Origin of the sequence: Streptomyces sp. NPDC001380 (assembly GCF_042895785.1) — a bacterium.
Classification (GTDB): Bacteria; Actinomycetota; Actinomycetes; order Streptomycetales; family Streptomycetaceae; genus Peterkaempfera.
The window spans coordinates 477,698-494,949 of record NZ_JBIAWP010000002.1 but is presented as its reverse complement, the minus strand read 5'-3'; the positions used below and the strand labels follow the sequence as shown (position 1 = coordinate 494,949).

The following is a 17,252-nucleotide window of genomic DNA, read 5'->3' as shown; positions in this document are numbered from 1 at the left end:
GGCCCGCACCCCTCCCGAACTGCACCGATGGCCGGAGAACACCCACTTCGATCCTTAAACACCCGATTCGCACGAAAACAGAGGTTTATCCGGGCCGCGGACGGGGCGCGGGGGTCTCCTACCGGGCGTCGTAATCCCCCACGGGCGTGTGAGCCTCTTCACGCGAAAACGGTCTCCCAGGATCGCAAAGAAACGTTTGCAAAGAACTCTTGGCGGTTATACGGTCGTCGCATGGACGACCGCCGCAGGCCGGACCCCGCCACCGACGTCGTACTGGACGCCCGCGGACTGCGGGCGCTGGCGCACCCCGTCCGGGTGCAGCTCCTGGGCCTGCTGCGCCGGTACGGGCCCTCGACCGCCACCCGGCTGGCCGACCGGACCGGGCTCACCTCGGGGGCCACCAGCTACCACCTGCGCCAGCTCGCCGCCGCGGGCTTCGTCGAGGAGGACACCGGCCGCGGCAACGCCCGGGACCGCTGGTGGCGCTCCGTGCACCGGGTCACCCGGTTCGACGACCTCGACCTGGCCGCACAGGAGCCCGAGGCCACCCTGGCGCACCTCCAGTCGGTCGCCGCCGCGCACACCCTGAGCCTGCAGCGGACGCTGAACGAACTCCCGACCGCGCCGCGCGCCTGGCAGGAGGCCTTCGACATGAGCGACTGGGCCCTGCGGCTGACGCCCGAGGAGGCCTGTGCCCTGCAGGAGGAGCTGGCGTCGGTGGTGGCCCGCTACCGCCAGGACACGCCCGGGGCGGCGGCGTCCGCACCGCCCGGGGCGCAGCGGGTCTCGGTGGTCTCCCACCTGCTGCCCGAGCTGGACGCGGACGGGGCGGACGCGGACGGGGCGGCCGCGGACGGGGCGGCCGCCGACGGGGCGGGCGCGGACGCGGAGGAGGGGTCGTGAGCGCGCCGGCCGCGGAGGCGCCCGCTGCGGAGGACCCGGCCGGGCGGCGCGAGCTGCGGCCGCTGGCGGCGGTCCTCACGGCGACGGCGGTGTCGCTGACCGGCACCCGGATCTCCGCCGTCGCGCTGCCCTGGTTCGTCCTCGCCACCAGCGGCAGCGCCACCCGGACCGGCCTGGTCGCCTTCTGCGAGATGGCGCCCTACGTGCTGGCCAAGGCGCTCACCGGACCGCTGCTGGACCGCGTCGGCCCGCGGCGGGCCTCCTGGACGGCCGACGCCGCCAGCGCCGTCGCGGCGGCGCTCGTCCCCCTGCTGCACGCCCTGGGCTGCTGCACTTCGGGACGCTGCTGGCCCTGGTCGCCGCCGTCGGCGCGGTGCGCGGCCCCGGCGACCTGGCCAAGCACGTCATGGTGCCCGAGGCGGCCGAGCGCAGCCGGGTCCCGCTGGAGCGGGCGGCCGGCCTGGCCGGGGTGACCGAGCGGCTGGCCTCCACGGTCGGCCCGGCGGCGGGAGGCGCGCTGGTCGCGCTCGTCGGCCCGCTCGCCGGCGTGGCCGTGAACGCGGCCTGCTTCGCGCTCGGCGCCGTGGTGGTCGGCCTCGGCCTGCCGCGCGGCGCCGGCCGGTCCGCCGCCTCCCCGCAGGACGCGGAGGGCGGTGCCGGGCAGGGCTACTGGCAGCGGTTCGGGGAGGGGCTGCGCTTCCTGCGCGGCGACCGGCTGCTGCTCACCGTCGGTGTGATGGTCGCCGTCACCAACCTGCTGGACGCGGGGTTCACGACGGTGCTGGTCCCGGTGTGGGCGAAGGAGTCCGGGGGCGGGCCCGCCGCCATCGGGCTCACCGGGAGCGCCTGGGGCGTCGCGGCGGTCTGCGGGAGCCTGGTGGCCGCGGCGGTCGCGCACCGGATGCGGCGGCGGACCGTCTTCTTCGCGGGCTTCCTGGTGGCCGGTGCCCCCAAATTCCTGGTCCTGGCCCTGGGCGCGCCGACGGGGGCGGTCCTGGCGGTCTTCGCCGCGGGCGGCTTCGGCGCGGGGTTCCTCAACCCGGTCCTGGGGGCGGTCGCCTTCGAACGGGTGCCGCGCCGTCTGCTCGGCCGCGTCGGCGCCATCGGGGACTCGCTGGCCTGGGCCGGCATCCCCCTGGGCGGCCTCCTCGGCGGCGCGGCCGTGGCCGCCGCCGGCCTGGCGCCGGTCCTGCTGGCGGCCGGCGGCGCGTACCTCCTCACCACGACCCTCACCGGGCTGCGGCCGGAGTGGCGCGGGATGGACCGGCGGCGCGGGCGCGGCACGGGCGCGGCAGCCGTCCCCTCCCCCGCAGGCCCGCGGGACCCCGCCGGTCCGCAGGAGCCCGCAGTTCCGCAGCAGCCCGCAGGGCTGCCGGACCCCGCTGGGGCAGCCGGCGGCGGGCGGCCCGCGGCCGACGCCGTCGGCACGCCGGGCCGAGGGGCGGCCGGGCGGAGAGGCGGCCGGGCGGAGGGTCGTCCGGGCTGAGGAGCGGGGGTGCCGGAGCCTCCTCCGGCCCGGGGGCGGGCGGCCCCGCAGGCCGGGAGGGGGGCCTCCGGCCGGGTGGCGCACCGGTAGGGTCGTCCGCCATGGGCGGAGCGGCGGACGGGCTGAGGGCAGGCGGGCTGACGGCGGGTCAGGTCGGGGAGTGGTTCGGCGCCGACGGGGTGGGACGGGCCCGGACGGCGCCGCCGGCGGCCCTGGCGCACGGGCCGAGCCGCCGCTTCCTGGCGGAGGTGGGCCTGCCCCTGCGGGCCGCGGACCTGGAGCTGGCCCCGGACCTCGGCGCCGGCCGGGCCGCCCCCTCCCCCGGTGCTCCGCCCCGGCAGGGCCCGCCCGGGGAGGAGGGGCTGCTCGGGCTGGGCAGGCCCGCCTACGGCCTGGGCCGGGTGGTGCTGGACGGCGCCACCGGGCGCGTCCACCTCGCCCGGCGACCCGGGACCGCGGCAGGGCCGGGACGGGACCTGCTCGCGTCGGACCTCTCGACGCTGGTGGCGCTGGCGCGGGAGGTGGAGCTGGTATGGCGGACCGCGTCCGACCCGGCGGCCCTCGGCGGCAGGCGCGGACCGGCCGTGGCCGACGAGGTCGCCGCGGCGGCCCTGGGGAGGATGCGGGAGATCGACCCGGAGGTGTTCGCGGGGGACGCCCCGCCCGCGCACTGGGCGCACGCCGTCCTGGCGCGGAGCCTGCGGTGGGGCGCGCGGCCCGGAGGTCCGGGCGGACCGGCGTACGAGATCACGCCGGACCTGGTCGCCGAGCTCGGCGAACCGTACCGCTACGCGGAGGCGGACCTGCCGGAGCGGCTCGTGCACGGGCCGACGCGCCGCCTGCTGGCCGAGGTGGGCGTGCCGCTGGGGGACGGCCTGCTCCAGGAGCCGGAAGAGCGGCTCGTCCCGTTCGGCGAGGCCTGGCCGGAGTGCTTCGAGGACGTGGGGCCCGGCGACCCGGACGCCCGGTGGCACCAGCGGGACTTCCTGCTGCTCGCGGGCTGGGTCCACGACCTGCCGGTGGTGCTGGACGGCGCCACGGGCCGGCTGGAGGTGCCCGTCGGCGGGGACGATTGCCGGCCGGACGCCTACCTCAACCGGGACCTCTCGGCCCTGCTCCACGTCTGCTGGGCCGTGCGGAGGGTCCGGACCGAGAACAGCCGCTGGAGGCGCGGACCCGTCCCCCTGCCCTGGCGGGCCTACGCCCCGGACGCCCTGCTGGGGATGTGGGCGGAGCGCCTGGTCGCGCACCTCGACCCGGAGGCCTTCGCGGAGCCGTCGCGGCCGTGGCGGTCCCTGGCCGAGGACGGCCCCATGGGGGGTCTGGCCGGATGACGGGCGGCCGCGCGGCGGACGGACGGGCTGCGGACGGACGGGCTGCGGGTGGACGGGCTGCGGACGGACGGAAGGACGCGCCGGGAGCGGCGGAGCGGGACGGCCGGGTGCGGTGGGCGGCGGCCGCCGCGGCGGCGGCGGCGGTGCTCGCCGCCGGGCTCGTGCTCCGGGCGGCGGGCGGCGCGGCCGCCGCGTACAGCGGGGCCGCCCTGTACACGGCGCTGGTGTACGCGCTGGCCGTGCTGGCCGCCCCTCGGACGGCTCCGCGGGCGGCCGCGGCCGCCGCGCTGGGGTGGAGCTGGGCGGTGGAGTGCCTCCAGCTCACCGGGCTGCCCGCGCGGCTGTCGCAGCACAGCACCGCGGTCCGGCTGGTCCTCGGCTCCACCTTCGACGCCCGCGACCTGGCCCTGTACGCGGTGGGCGCGCTCTGCTGCGGGCTCCTGCACACGGCGGCCCGGGCGGCCCGGCCGGCCGCACGGTGACCCGCCCGGGCCGGCCGGCCGCACGGACGCGGCAGGCCGCGGGCGGCGCTCAGCCGGCGACGCGGCGGGCGTCGCGGGGCCCGGGGCAGTCGCCGACGGGCGGCTCGGGGTCGGAGGAGCGCACCTCCGGCGCGATGCCCTCGGTGGGCGCGGTGCGGCGGCGGCCGACGTCCGTACGCCAGGCCTCGAAGGCGGCGGTGGTGGCGGCGACCACGGCGAGGCCCAGCAGCCAGCCGCCGACCACGTCGCTCAGCCAGTGCACGCCGAGCGCCACCCGGGTGTAGCCGACACCGGCCACCGAGACGACCGCCACGGCCCACGGCAGCGGGCGCCACCGGCGGGGCACCATCGGCAGCAGGACCAGCAGCAGCACCGCGCAGCAGGTGGCCGCGGTCATGGCGTGGCCGGAGGGGAACGAGAAGCCGGGCGCGTGGGCGACCGGGTCGGGCAGCGAGGGGCGGGTGCGCGCGACGACCGTCTTGACGAGCAGGCCGACCAGGCCGCTCGCGGCGACGGTGACCGCCGCCCAGGCGGCGAGCCGCCAGGCGCGGCGGAGCAGCAGCCAGACGACGAGGAGGACGGTGAGCAGCCGCATGGTCACCGGGTCCCAGACCATGTCGGTGAGGACCCGCAGGACGGAGACCAGGGCGGGGTGGGCCAGCGCCTGCTGATGCAGGTCCTCGGCGGTGTCGCGGTCGAGGCGGAGCGCGGGCGGCCAGTGGGCCTCGACCAGCAGCAGCACCAGGCCGAACGGCACGGCCGCCACCGCGAAGGCGGCGACCGCGAGCAGCATCCGCATGCCCAGCCGCCGGTCGGGGCCGTAGCGGCCCGGGTCCAGGAATCCCGCCATGTCACGTACACCCATGGATGCCGCCCTACCCTCTCTCGAACGTTTCAGTGCCCGGCGCGCTCAGGCGCCCGGGTCCTCGGTGATCGGCTCGCGGACGCCCGCCCGCCTCGCCTCCAGCTGGGCGGCGAAGGCCAGGCCCAGGAAGAGGGCGAGCGAGGTCAGGTAGCACCAGAGCAGCAGCGAGACGAACGCGCTGAGGGGCCCGTAGACGGACTTGAAGGAGCCCTCGGCGCCGACGTACAGGGCGAGCCCCCAGGTCGCCAGCGTCCACAGCAGGAGGTGGACGGCGGCGCCGAAGGCCAGCCAGGTGTAGCCGGGCTGGACGCGGCGCGGCGAGCGGCGGAAGACGACACTGCCGGCGATGAGCGCGAGCAGGACGCCGACCGGCCAGCGCAGCACGTTCCAGACGTCCACCGTGGCCGGGTCCAGGTGGTAGACCTGCGTGAGGGAGGCAGCGATGTCGGCCCCGGCCACCATCAGGACGAAGCCCACGCCCATGGGCAGGCCGGTGGCGACGGCCATGATCAGGCCCCGGGTGTACTTCAGGTGGAAGGGCCGGTCGCGCTCCACGCCGTAGATCCGGTTGGCGCCGCGCTCGATCTGGCACATGGCGGTGGCGACGTTGACGACCGAGAAGAGCAGGCCGAACCAGAGGGCGGCCTGGCTGCCGTCGCCCGCCTGCCGCCGGCTGCGGGACAGGGCGTCCTCCACGACCTGCTGGCTGGGTCCCGCGGTGATGCGGCGGATGGTCAGCTCGACGACCCGGCCGATGCCCTCGGTGTGCACGACGCTGGAGAGCCCGATCACCGCGATCGCGAACGGGACGAGCGAGAGCGCGGTCTGCAGGGCCAGGGCCCGGGAGTGGCTGAAGCCGTCGGCGTAGCGGAAGCGCAGGAAGGAGTCGCGCAGCAGCTTCCAGCCGCCGTAGCGCCGCAGGGCGGTCCAGGCGTCGTCGGCGGAGAGCTCCTCCCCCTGCATGTCGCGGGTCTGCGGGACGCGCGTGGCGGTACCCATCGGTCTTCCTCTGTCTCCTTCGGCGGGGCGGTGCGGACGGTGGCGGCGGGGGTGCGGGCGGGCGGCGGTGCGGACGGGGCGGACGGTGCGGGGACAGCGGCCGCCGGCCGCCCCGAGGGCGGCCGGCGGGCGGGGTGCCGAGGCCGGCCGGACGCCGGCGGCCGGGCACCTGCGGCCGGGTGCCGGCGGTCAGGTGCCCGCGGTCAGGTGCCCGCGGTCAGCGGACCGGCCTCACGGGCCGCGGGGGCGCGGTCCGCCGTCCCGCTCCCCGCCGCCCGGTCCCGGCCGGCGGCGCGGCCGGCGGGCAGCCGGACCAGCAGCGCCCCGGGCCGGACCTCGACCACGAGGGTACGGCCGTCGGCGACGGCGTCGCCGTCGAGCTCGCGGGGCTGGGGGCCGCCGAGGTCGAGTTCGACCCTGGCGGCGGTGAAGTACTCCAGGGCGCCGCGGGCGGCCCGCCGGGTGGGGGCGGCCTGCTCGGGGGTCCGGTCCCGGCCGGGCAGCATGCGGGCTCCCAGGTGCCCGGCGGCGGCGATCCAGCCGGCGGGTCCGCGGGGGTCGAGGAGCAGCACGTCCATGCGTCCGCTGTCGTGGCGGGCGTCCGGGAGCAGCGGGAGGCCGCCCTGGAGGAAGCCGACGTTGCCGACGACGGCCATCCGGGCGCGGCGGTGCAGCACGGGGCCGCCGTCGAGGCGGAGGGTGATCCGCATCCGGGGGTCGCGCAGGTGGCGGGCGGCGGAGAGGAGGTACGCGACCCAGCCGAGGCGGGCCTTGAGCCGGTCGGAGGCGTCCCGGACCATGGCGGCGTCGAAGCCGGCGCCCGCCATGACCGTGAAGCAGGTGGGATCGAGGCCGTCGCCGCTCGCCACGCCGAGGTCGACCGGGGCGGGCTCGCCGCCGAGGGCGTCGTCGAGGGCGGCCACCGGGTCGAGGGGCAGGCCGAGGTTGCGGGCGAGGAGGTTGCCGGTGCCGCAGGGCACGACGGCCATGGGCGTGCCGGTGCCGCACAGGCCGCCGGCGCAGGCCATCACGGTGCCGTCGCCGCCGCAGACGACGACGAGGTCGGCGCCGGAGGCGGCGGCGGCCGCGGCGGGGCCGCCGCCGGGGTCGTCGACGGTCGTCTCCGTCCACGCCTGGTCGGTGTAGCCGTGGCGGTCGAGGACGGCGCGGAGCCGGGCGCGCAGGTCGTCGGAGGTGACCGTGGGGTTGTGGACCACGGCGGCGCGCAGGTCCGCGGCGCGGGGGCGCGGGGCGGCCACGGGCGCGGTGGACGCGGACGCGGACGCGGTGGACGCGGCGGCCGGGGCGGCCGGGGCGGCCGGGGCGGGGCAGCCGGGCACCCAGGGGGAGCGGTGGGCGAGGAGGGTGCGGCCCATGACGAGGAGCGCGCAGGTGCCGTTGACGAGGCCGCCGAGGACGTCGGTGGGGTGGTGCATGCCGCGGTAGAGGCGGGAGACGGCGACGGCCGGCGGGACGAGGAACAGGACCGCGGCCGCGACGTACCGCCAGGGGCCGCGCAGGCGGGAGAGCGCGAGGACGGCCAGTCCGCCGTAGAGGGCGGTGGAGGCACCGGTGTGCCCCGAGGGGAAGCTGGAGGTGGGCGGCGCCCCGTCGAGGTGGTGCACCTCGGGCCGCGGCCGCTCCACGCACAGGGTGACCAGCAGGAAGACGGCGGACTGGACGGCGACCGCGCCGCCGAGGAAGACGGCCTCGCGCCAGCGGGGCAGCCGCGGCAGCAGGAGCAGCGCCGCGATGCAGACCGCGGTGCCCGTCACGACGGCGGGCGTGTTGGCGATCGTGGAGAACCACGAGGTCACCGTGTTCACGGCCGGGGTGCGGTGGGCGGCGAGGAAGCGGTTGGCACCGTCCTCGGCGCTCACCGGGAGGTGGTGGGCCATCACCAGGGTGAGCAGGAGCCCCAGGCCCACCATGAGTGCCGCCTGCCCCAGCAGCAGCACACCGATCCGTCTCGCGGCAGGGCCGCTCTCCTTCAGCATGGTCGGCTTCTTGCCCGCGCCGGGCAGGAGATTCCTGCCCGGTTCCGGAAAGGGCGTCAGACCCGCTCCTTCGTCGGCCGCCGACCCCGCCCGGCCGTGCGGGCGGCGGCCGGGCGGGGCGGCCCGCGGACGGGGGCGGGGCCGGAGGCGGCCGGGACCGGGGCCTCGGAGGCCGGCCGGGTTCGGGGCCGGGTGCCGGGTGCCGGGGGGTCAGGTGCCGGGTGCCGGGTGTCGGGTGTCAGGGGGTCAGGTACCGGTGGTCAGGTGCCGGGGGCGAACTCGGCGCGCAGCGCGTCGGTGTGCTCGCCCAGCGCGGGAACGGGGCGCATCGGCGCCTCTCGGCCGTGGACGGTCACGGGCGGCAGCAGTCCGCGCAGCGGCCCCGCCGGGGAGTCGAAGGTGCGCCAGCGGTCGCGGGCCGCCAGCTGCGGGTGGCCGGCGAACTCGGCGACGGTGCGCAGCCGGGCGTTGGCGATGCCCGCGGCGTCCAGTTCGGCGGCCAGGCCGTCGGCGGTGCGGTCCGCGAGGCACTCCTCGATGACGGCGGTGAGCTCGTCGTCGTGGGCGCGGCGCAGCGGGTTGTCGGCGAAGCGCGGGTCGCGGACGAGGCCGGGCCGGCCGAGGACGCGCTCGCAGAGCAGCACCCACTCGCGGTCGTTCTGGACGCTGAGGAAGACCTGCGCGCCGTCGCCGGTGCGGTAGTGGCCGTAGGGGGAGATCGACGGGTGGCGGGCGCCGCTGGGGACGACGGGCGTCCCGCCGTACGCCTGGGCGTAGTAGGGGTGGCCCATCCACTCGGCGAGGGCGTCGAGGAGGGAGACCTCGAGCGCGGTGCCCTCGCCGGTGCGTTCGCGCTCGTAGAGGGCGGTGAGGATGCCGGTGTGGACGTACATGCCGCCGGCGATGTCGGCGACGGAGATGCCGGGGCGGGCGGGGTGCCCGGGGGTGCCGGTGACGGAGAGCAGGCCGGCCTCGCACTGGACGAGCAGGTCGTAGGCCTTCTTGTCGCGGTAGGGGCCGTCGGTGCCGTAGCCGGTGAGGGAGCAGGTGATCAGGCGGGGGTGGCGGGCGCGCAGGCCGGCGGCGGCGAGGCCGAGGCGGTCGGCGGCGCCGGGGGCGAGGTTCTGGACGAAGACGTCGGCGCGGGCCAGCATCCGGTCGAGCAGGGCGCGGTCGGCGTCGTCGCGGAGGTCGAGGACGGCGCTCTCCTTGCCGCGGTTGATCCAGACGAAGTAGGCGGACAGCCCGCGGACCTCGCGGTCGTAGGCGCGGGCGAAGTCGCCGCCGCCGGGGCGTTCGACCTTGATGACGCGGGCGCCGAGGTCGGCGAGCTGCCGGGTGGCGAAGGGGACGGCGACGGCCTGTTCGAGGGCGACGACGGTGATGCCGCGGAGGGGCTGCACGGGCGGCTCGCTTCCGGGGAGGCCGGCCGGTGTCGGGCACGGCGGGGACGGCGGACACGGGGAGGTGGAGCGGCGGACGCGGGAGGGCGGACGGGAGGCGGGACCGCGGGTGGGGGGCGGGACGGCGGGCGGGGTGGGGGACGGGGGCGCGCGGGTGCGTCAGGGGGCGCGGTCACGCTACCGGGGGCGCGTGCGGAGCGGGATGACGCCGAGCGCGGCTTGCGGCAGACTCCGGGAGGCCCGCGGCCGTCCGGGCCGCCCTCCCGTGGAGGAGATCCATGCCCCACTCCCTGTCAGGTGCGCTGCGGCGCACGGTTCCTGCGGCGCTCGCCCTCGCGCTGCTGCCGATGGCGGCGCCCTCGGCGGCCGAGGCGGCGACCTCACCGGTGGCGTGCGGCTCGACCGGCCGCCCCGCACTGGCGACCCAGCTCTCCCGGGACATCGGCGCGGCGGTGGCGGGCCGGGCCGGGACGGTCTCGGTGGGCCTGTGGGACCGCACCACGGGCACGTGGTGCGGGATGCACTACACCTGGCACTACGACTCGGCGAGCGTGGTGAAGGCGATCGTGATGCAGGCCGTGCTGCGCCGGGCCATGGAGTCGCACCGGACGCTGTCCTCGCAGGAGGACGCGCTCATCACCGCGATGATCACGAGGTCCGACAACGACGCCACCACGACGCTCTGGCGCAGCCTGGGCCGCGCCCGGGTGCAGCGGTACCTGCAGCTGGCGGGCCTGACCCACACCACGCTGGACGCCGGGGGCGCCTGGGGCCTGACCCGGATCACGGCGCAGGACGAGCTGCGCGTCCTGGCCCTGCTGGACAGTGCGAACACGGTGCTGTCCGACGCCTCGCGGGCCTACGGCCTGCGGCAGATGGCGAACGTGGTGGGCTCCCAGCGGTGGGGCACGCCCGCGGGCGCCCCGGCCGGGATCGGCGTGCACGTGAAGAACGGCTGGCTCCCGCGGGCCACCCACGGCTGGCGGGTGCACAGCATAGGCGCCTTCACCCGTACCACGGGCCCGGGCTACCGGCTGGTGGTGCTGACGCAGGACAACGGGACGATGGGCTACGGGGTCACCACGATCGAGCGGATAGCCCGGGTGGTCCACCACGACCTGAACCCGGGCGCGGCGGCCACCACGACGAGCGGCAGGACCAGCGGGTACCCGGGCGCGGGGACGCCGGCCCGGGTGTCGGAGCAGTCGGATGGTTCGGACCACGGATCGTTCAAATAGTGAACACATCGGGTTTGTTTCTGAGGTTTTAACTACGTAAGTTGAAGCCGCGGCGGGGTCCACCCCCGCCGCGGTGTTCAGTGTGGAACCCGGGCAGGAGCAAGAACGTGAGCGTCACCAAGCCCCCGGCCTCCGGCCGGACAGCCGCGTCGGCGGCAGGAACCGAGCACCTCGCCCATGTGGTGTTCATCACCGCTGCGGCTGCGCTGGGAGGATTCCTCTTCGGCTACGACAGCTCCGTGATCAACGGCGCCGTCTCCGGGATCAAGGACCGGTTCGGCGTCGGCGACAACGTCAGCTGGATCGTCGCGTCCGCCCTGCTGGGCTCCGCGGTCGGCGCGGCCCTCGCCGGCCGCTTCGCGGACCGGTGGGGCCGCATTCGGGTCATGAAGATAGCCGCCGCCCTCTTCGCGGTGAGCTCGGTGGGCTCGGCGCTCCCCTTCTCGGCCTGGGACCTCACGTTCTGGCGGGTCCTCGGCGGCGCGGCGATCGGCATCGCGTCCGTGATCGCCCCCGCGTACATCGCCGAGGTCGCCCCGTCCGCCCACCGCGGCCGGCTGGCCTCCTTCCAGCAGCTGGCGATCGTGCTCGGCATCGCCGTCTCGCAGCTGGTGAACTGGGCGATCGACAAGGCCGCGGGCAGCGACGTCCGCGGCGAGCTGGCCGGGCTGGAGGCCTGGCAGTGGATGCTCGGCGCCTGCCTGGTGCCCGCGGTGGTGTACTTCGTGCTGGCCTCGGTGATCCCCGAGTCGCCGCGCTTCCTGGTCTCCGCCGGGCGCACCGAGGAGGCCCGCGCGGTGCTGCGGGAGGTCGAGGGCGGGTCCGCGGACACCGACGCCCGCATCGCCGAGATCCGCGAGCTGATCGCCACCGACCACAAGCCGCGCCTGAAGGACCTGCTCGGCGGCCGCTTCGGCCTGCTGCCGATCGTCTGGACCGGCGTGCTGCTCTCGGTCTTCCAGCAGCTGGTCGGCATCAACGTGATCTTCTACTACTCGTCGATCCTCTGGCAGTCGGTGGGCATCGACCAGAGCAGCTCGCTGCTGATCAGCTTCTCGAGCTCGATCATCAACATCGTCGGCACCCTGATCGCCATCGCCTGCGTCGACCGCATCGGCCGCAAGCCGCTCGCGCTCATCGGCTCCGTCGGCATGGCGCTCTCGCTGGGCACCGCCGCCTGGGCGTTCAGCTACGCCAGCGGCAGCGGCGACGCGGTCTCCATCCCCGACCTGCAGGGCACGGTCGCCCTGGTCGCGGCCAACGCCTTCGTGCTCTTCTTCGCGATGTCGTGGGGCGTCGTGGTGTGGGTGATGCTCGGCGAGATGTTCCCCAACCGGCTGCGCGCGGCCGCGCTGTCGCTGGCCGCCTCGGCGCAGTGGATCGCCAACTGGGTGATCACCGTGTCGTTCCCCCGCATGTCGACCTGGAACCTCTCGGCGACCTACGTGGTCTACGCGGTGTTCGCCGCACTGTCGGTCCCCTTCGTGGCGCGCTTCGTCCGCGAGACCAAGGGACGCCGCCTGGAGGAGATGGGCTGAGCCGCGGCCGGGCCGCCGGACGGCCCCGGACGTGGTGCCGCGGGCACCGGGCGTGCGGCTCGCCCGGTGCCCGCGGTGTCGGTGCCGCCGGGCCCTCCCGCCCCGGGTGCGGGGCGGGAGGACGCCGCGGGGTCCTGCGGGGCGTTCCGTCAGTAGACGCTGACGCCGTAGTAGTTGAGCGCCTCGGTGACCGGCTGGAAGTAGGTCGTGCCGCCGGAGGAGCAGTTGCCGCTGCCACCGGAGGTGAGGCCGTAGGCGGTGGTGCCCGCGTAGAGGGAGCCGCCGCTGTCGCCGCCCTCCGCGCAGACCGTGGTCCTGATCAGGCCGGAGACGGTGCCCTCGGCGTAGTTGACGGTGGAGTTGAGGGCCGTCACCGTGCCGCTGTGGACGCCGGTGGTGGAGCCGCTGCGGTAGACGGTCTGGCCGACCGACGGGGTGCCGGCCGAGGTGATGTCCTGGTAGGACCCGTTGTAGAGGTAGACGTTGCCCGCCGGGGTGCCGGTGGTGGAGTACCGGACGATGGCGAAGTCGTTGCCGGGGAAGCTGGAGCCGGCCGTGGTGCCGATCTTCGTGGTCTGCGAGGAGTTGGAGTACCACGTCGAGGCGACGTTGCCGCAGTGGCCCGCCGTCAGGAAGTAGTACGTGCTGCCGCTCCTGACGTTGAAGCCGAGCGAGCAGCGGTAGCCGCCGCCGTAGATGGCCTGGCCGCCGCTGAGGCGCAGGCTGAACCTGCCGTTGACGCGCTCCAGGCGGGCGGCAGCGCCGAGGCCCTTGGCGGCCTTCTGGATGCGGGCGAGCCTCGCGCCGGTGACGGAGGAGTCGGCGGAGACGACGACCTGGTTGCTGACCGGGTCCACCGACCAGGCGGTGCCGGGGATGCGGGCGGTGCGGTCGAGGGTGGCGGTGGCGGCCTTGAGCTGGGCGCCGCTGCGGGCGACCATCCTCGCGACGGCCCCCTGGGCCCGGACCTTCGCGGCCGAGGCGGAGTCGGTGACGGTGACCACGAGGCGGCCGCCGTCGACGTACGAGCCGGCGGTGTGCGCGTCGCCCAGCTGGTGCTGGACGGCGGCGGAGAGGGCGGACGCCTGCTGCGGGCTGAGGGCCTTCGCCTCGGCCGCCTGCGCCTGGGGCAGGGCGAGGGCGGTTCCGGTGAGCAGGGCGGCGGCGGTGGCGAGCAGGGCGGTCCGGCGGCCGGGGGTACGACTGATCCTCACGCGGGTCTCCTGGAGACTTGAGGACGGACACGGGGGCGTGCCCGGGCCCGCCGGTCCGGCGGGCGCGGTGTGGCCCGGTACGCGGCGTCCGCGGGTGAGCGGGTTCCGAGCCGCGTACATGTCAAGCCGTCAGTCAGTGTTCCCGCGTGCCGGCGGGGGCCGCAAGCCCCGCCCTCTGGCGACTTGTGGCCAGTGGCGGCCCCCGGCCACCGGCGGCCGCCCGGGGCAGGAGCCTTGCGGGGCAAGGGTGCTGCGGACACGAAACAGCGGCCCCGCCCGGTTCGGGCGGGGCCGCTGGGGCCGTGCGGAGGAGGTCAGGCGTGGCGCAGCAGCGCCGCGATGCCGTCGACCGGGCGGGGTCCCTCACCGCCCTCCAGCACCACCAGGTCGGCGGCGGTGGCCGCCAGGGCGCGCGCCATCGCGGCGTCCGCCCGGTCGTGCTCGGGCGTGTCCACGCCCATCAGCCGGGCGTCATCGCTGAAGAGGGCCAGCTGTCCCGGCTCGGGGCCGATCCACAGCTGCGTGTCCGACTCCGGGTGGTCCTCCAGCAGCACCGTGAGCACCTTGCCCTCGGAAAGGGCGTTGACGACCGGGCCCACGCCCTGCACGGCCAGCGCGCGGCGGCCCAGCTCCTGGCTGAGGCGGTCGGCGGAGGCCCTGCGGCGGCGGGCGGCGTACTCGGCGAGGGCCGCCCGGCGGGCGGCGTCCAGGTGCTCGGGGCTGATCCCCACGGCCCGGCCGCCGGTCTCCAGGTCGACCAGCGGCTCCTGCCAGCGCTGGGGCAGGTGCTCCTGGAGCAGCCTGCGGGCGCGGACGTCGCCGGCGGCCATGATCAGCTCGACCCCGAACCGGTCCGCGACCTCGGCGACCTCGGCGGCGACCGCACGGGCGTTGCGGTCCCAGGTGTTCTCGGCGCGCCGCTGGAAGCGGGCCTGCGACCAGCCGCCGGGGCCGCCGGGGTGAACCTTGGTGATGGGGTCGGTGCTGCCCTCGACCTCGCGGCCGCCCGCCAGGACCTCGTGCCCCTCCGGGTCCGCGGTCCACACCGAGATGTCGGCGCCGGCGCGGTCGACGGCGACCACCATGTGCGGGATCCGCGCCCCGCGTTGCACCAGCAGCGGCATCACGTGCGGCAGCGGCGCCCAGTCGGCCGTGGTGTCCGTGGGGCCCTCGGGCAGCAGCTCGCTGTGGACGACCTCGCCGCCCGCGGCGAAGACCGCGAGGCCGCGGCGGCCGGGGGGGCTCGGGCGGTCGATGATGAAGTCGTGCACGGCCTGCGCGGTGCGGGCGTCGGCGCCCTGCTCCAGGAGCTGCTCGCGGGCGGACCGGGCGCGCAGCTGGATGGCGGCCCGCACGTCCTCCACGTCGCCCCCGATGTCGGCGTACACGCTGGCCCAGGGGCCGGGCCGCTCGTACAGGGGGCGAAGGTCGGTGAGTCTCACAGCAGGTTCCTCCTGACCTCGGGGTTTCTGCCGGACCGCCGGGCGAGGCCCGCGGCTGCCCTGCGGGTTCCCGGTCAGCAGGGGGCGAAACCGCCCTAACCGCCGTTTTCCGGGCACTCACCGGTGCCGTCCCGGTCCTGCCGGACGTCCGGATCCCCACCGGGTCCCCCACTCCGCGCGCCCTCCGGCGCCTCCGGCCCCCCAGGCCCGCCGGACCCCGCCGGGCGGACCGGACCGGCGGCCGGGTGGCGCAGGGCGAGGCCGTCGAGGAGGGCCTCCAGCCCGGTCTCGAAGGCCCCCTCGTCGATCTCGCGGCGCCGCTCGGCCAGCAGGTGGGCCTGGTCCAGGTGCGGGTACCGGTCGGCGTAGACCGCGGCGTCGTCGGGGAAGCCGCGGGCGAAGGAGCCGAGGGCGGACCCGGTGACGAAGTAGCGCATCAGGGCGCCGATCCGGGTCGCCTGGGCGCGCGGCCAGCCGGCCCGGACCAGGGCGCCGAAGACGGCGTCGGCCAGGCGCAGGGCGTTCGGGCGGCGGCCGGGCCCCTGGGCGAGGACGGGCACGACGTGGGGGTGGGCGGCCAGTGCGGCGCGGTAGGAGCGGGCCCAGGCGCGCAGCGCGCCGGACCAGTCGGCGGCCGGTCCGCCCGCGCCGGGCGGGGCGGGGGCGGGCCCCGGGACGGCGGGCGGGCCGGCGGCGGGCGGGCCCGGGTCGGGGAGGCCCGGGTCGGGGAGGCCGGGGTCGGGCGGGCCGAACATGGAGAGGTCCACCTCGCCGACGACCGCGTCCGCCACCGCGTCCAGCAGGTCGTCCTTCGTGGCGAAGTGGTTGTACAGGGACGGCCCGCTGACGCCGAGTTCGGCGGCGAGCCGCCGGGTGGACAGCGCCTCCAGCCCCTCGGCGTCGACCAGGCGGAGGGCGGCGGCCACGATCCGGTCGTGGCTGAGGAGCGGCCGGCGCGGTCGGGCCACAGCACCTCCTGGGTCGTCGCCGGCGGCGGGCGGGGCGGGCGGGGGCTTCATTGTGGCAGCGGCCCCGGCGGGCGCGGCCCCTCTCCCCCGGGCCCCTCCCCCGGCCCCCTTTCCAGGCGGCCGGTCCAGGGCTAGAGTCCATAAAACTTGCACCGCTAGTTTACGGGACGAGGAGCACGATGGACCTGGCACTCTCCGACGAGCAGGCCGCCGTACAACGGCTGGCGGCGGAGTTCGCCGACCGCGAGATCGCCCCGTTCGCCCGGGAGTGGGACCGGGCCGAGCAGGTGGACCGGTCGATCGTCGGCAGGCTCGGCGAGCTCGGCTTCCTGGGCATGACCATCCCCGAGGAGTACGGGGGCTCCGGCGGCGACCACCTGGCCTACTGCCTGGTCACCGAGGAGCTGGGCCGCGGCGACTCCGCGGTGCGCGGCATCGTCTCCGTCTCGCTCGGCCTGGTCGCCAAGTCGGTCGCCGCCCACGGCACCGAGGAGCAGAAGCGGGAGTGGCTGCCCGAACTGACCTCCGGGCGGGCGCTCGGCTGCTTCGCGCTCACCGAGCCCGGCACCGGCTCGGACGCCGCCAACCTCACCACCCGGGCGGTGCGCGACGGCGGCGACTGGCTGCTCACCGGCTCCAAGATGTTCATCACCAACGGCACCTGGGCCGACGTGGCGCTGGTCTTCGCCCGCACCGGGGAGGCCGGGCACCGCGGGGTGACCGCGTTCCTGGTCCCCACCGGGCTGCCGGGCTTCGGCCGCCGCGAGGTGCACGGCAAGCTCGGCCTGCGCGGCCAGGCCACCGCCGAGCTCTCCCTCGACGGGGTTCGGGTGCCCGACTCCGCCCGGCTGGGCGCCGAGGGCCGGGGCTTCTCCGTGGCCATGTCGGCGCTGGCCAAGGGCCGCATGTCGGTCGCGGCGGGCTGTGCGGGCATCATCCGGGCGTGCCTGGACGCGGCGGTGCGGTACGCGGGCGAGCGCGAGCAGTTCGGCCGGCCGATCGCCTCCCACCAGCTGGTGCAGGAGCTGATCGCCGACGTCTCGGTCGACCTGGACGCCTCCCGCATGCTGGTGTGGCGGGTCGCCGACCTGGTCGACCGGGGCCTGCCCTTCGCCGTGGAGTCCTCCACCGCCAAGCTCTTCGCGAGCGAGGCGGCCGTCCGGGCGGCCAACAGCGCCCTGCAGGTCTTCGGCGGGTACGGCTACATCGACGAGTACCCGGTCGGCAAGTACCTGCGCGACGCACGCGTCATGACCCTGTACGAGGGCACCAGCCAGATCCACAAGCTGCTCATCGGGCGCGCCCTCACCGGCGTCAGCGCCTTCTGAACCGCCCGCCCCGCCTGTCCCCGCCGCCCGCCCCGCCTGTCCCCACCGCCCGCCC

At 76.7% G+C, this 17,252-nt stretch carries 13 protein-coding genes and 1 pseudogene; 7 read left to right on the top strand and 7 right to left on the bottom strand.

The features are described 5' to 3' along the window. Positions 1–231: 231 nt before the first annotated feature. The 4 genes and pseudogenes from ACFY07_RS04860 (at position 232) to ACFY07_RS04845 (ending at position 4,205) form a co-directional block, all read left to right on the top strand. A complete protein-coding gene (locus tag ACFY07_RS04860) occupies positions 232–903 on the top strand; it encodes a helix-turn-helix domain-containing protein (RefSeq protein WP_390867394.1) in 672 nt (223 codons plus the stop codon). Beyond that, positions 900–2,389 (top strand): annotated as a pseudogene (locus ACFY07_RS04855) (MFS transporter). The gene ACFY07_RS04860 and the pseudogene ACFY07_RS04855 overlap by 4 nt, the downstream one beginning before the upstream one ends. 101 nt (positions 2,390–2,490) lie before the next feature. Next, positions 2,491–3,723, top strand: a complete 1,233-nt coding sequence (locus tag ACFY07_RS04850; RefSeq protein ID WP_390867393.1) for an SUKH-4 family immunity protein — start codon at positions 2,491–2,493, stop codon at positions 3,721–3,723. Between the two features lie 107 nt (positions 3,724–3,830). Next, a complete protein-coding gene (locus ACFY07_RS04845) occupies positions 3,831–4,205 on the top strand; it encodes a DUF2809 domain-containing protein (RefSeq protein ID WP_390867392.1) in 375 nt (124 codons plus the stop codon). 49 nt (positions 4,206–4,254) lie between these two features. On the opposite strand, the gene ACFY07_RS04840 is transcribed toward ACFY07_RS04845, so the two are convergent. The 4 genes from ACFY07_RS04840 to ACFY07_RS04825 all read right to left on the bottom strand — a co-directional run bounded on the left by ACFY07_RS04840 (position 4,255) and on the right by ACFY07_RS04825 (position 9,469). Next, the gene (locus ACFY07_RS04840) at positions 4,255–5,070 is read right to left on the bottom strand and encodes a phosphatase PAP2 family protein (protein WP_390867391.1); all 816 of its coding nucleotides are present in this window, start codon (positions 5,068–5,070) and stop codon (positions 4,255–4,257) included. A gap of 45 nt (positions 5,071–5,115) precedes the next feature. After that, entirely contained in the window at positions 5,116–6,069 is a 954-nt protein-coding gene (locus ACFY07_RS04835; RefSeq protein WP_390867390.1) for a YihY/virulence factor BrkB family protein, read from the bottom strand. Positions 6,070–6,272: 203 nt separating this feature from the next. Then, entirely contained in the window at positions 6,273–8,066 is a 1,794-nt protein-coding gene (locus ACFY07_RS04830) for a diacylglycerol kinase family protein (protein WP_390867389.1), read from the bottom strand. 260 nt (positions 8,067–8,326) lie between these two features. Then, on the bottom strand, positions 8,327–9,469 hold the full coding sequence (locus ACFY07_RS04825; RefSeq protein WP_390867388.1) for a CaiB/BaiF CoA transferase family protein: 1,143 nt from the start codon (positions 9,467–9,469) through the stop codon (positions 8,327–8,329). Between the two features lie 278 nt (positions 9,470–9,747). On the opposite strand from ACFY07_RS04825, the gene ACFY07_RS04820 reads away from it, so the two are divergent. Next, positions 9,748–10,707 (top strand): serine hydrolase, encoded by a 960-nt coding sequence (locus tag ACFY07_RS04820; protein WP_390867387.1) that lies wholly within the window; start codon positions 9,748–9,750, stop codon positions 10,705–10,707. 107 nt (positions 10,708–10,814) lie between these two features. Then, entirely contained in the window at positions 10,815–12,245 is a 1,431-nt protein-coding gene (locus ACFY07_RS04815) for a sugar porter family MFS transporter (RefSeq protein ID WP_390867386.1), read from the top strand. Between the two features lie 149 nt (positions 12,246–12,394). Here the strand turns inward: ACFY07_RS04815 and ACFY07_RS04810 are convergent, their stop codons facing one another. From ACFY07_RS04810 to ACFY07_RS04800, 3 genes are all read right to left on the bottom strand, one after another. Then, positions 12,395–13,459: a S1 family peptidase gene (locus tag ACFY07_RS04810; RefSeq protein WP_390867385.1), complete on the bottom strand. Its 1,065-nt coding sequence runs from the start codon at positions 13,457–13,459 to the stop codon at positions 12,395–12,397. A gap of 314 nt (positions 13,460–13,773) precedes the next feature. Further along, positions 13,774–14,901: a Vms1/Ankzf1 family peptidyl-tRNA hydrolase gene (locus ACFY07_RS04805; RefSeq protein ID WP_390867384.1), complete on the bottom strand. Its 1,128-nt coding sequence runs from the start codon at positions 14,899–14,901 to the stop codon at positions 13,774–13,776. A gap of 95 nt (positions 14,902–14,996) precedes the next feature. Next, positions 14,997–15,869, bottom strand: a complete 873-nt coding sequence (locus ACFY07_RS04800; protein WP_390867383.1) for a TetR/AcrR family transcriptional regulator — start codon at positions 15,867–15,869, stop codon at positions 14,997–14,999. A 179-nt stretch (positions 15,870–16,048) separates the two neighbouring features. On the opposite strand from ACFY07_RS04800, the gene ACFY07_RS04795 reads away from it, so the two are divergent. Next, entirely contained in the window at positions 16,049–17,197 is a 1,149-nt protein-coding gene (locus ACFY07_RS04795) for an acyl-CoA dehydrogenase family protein (RefSeq protein ID WP_390867382.1), read from the top strand. Positions 17,198–17,252 lie beyond the last annotated feature (55 nt).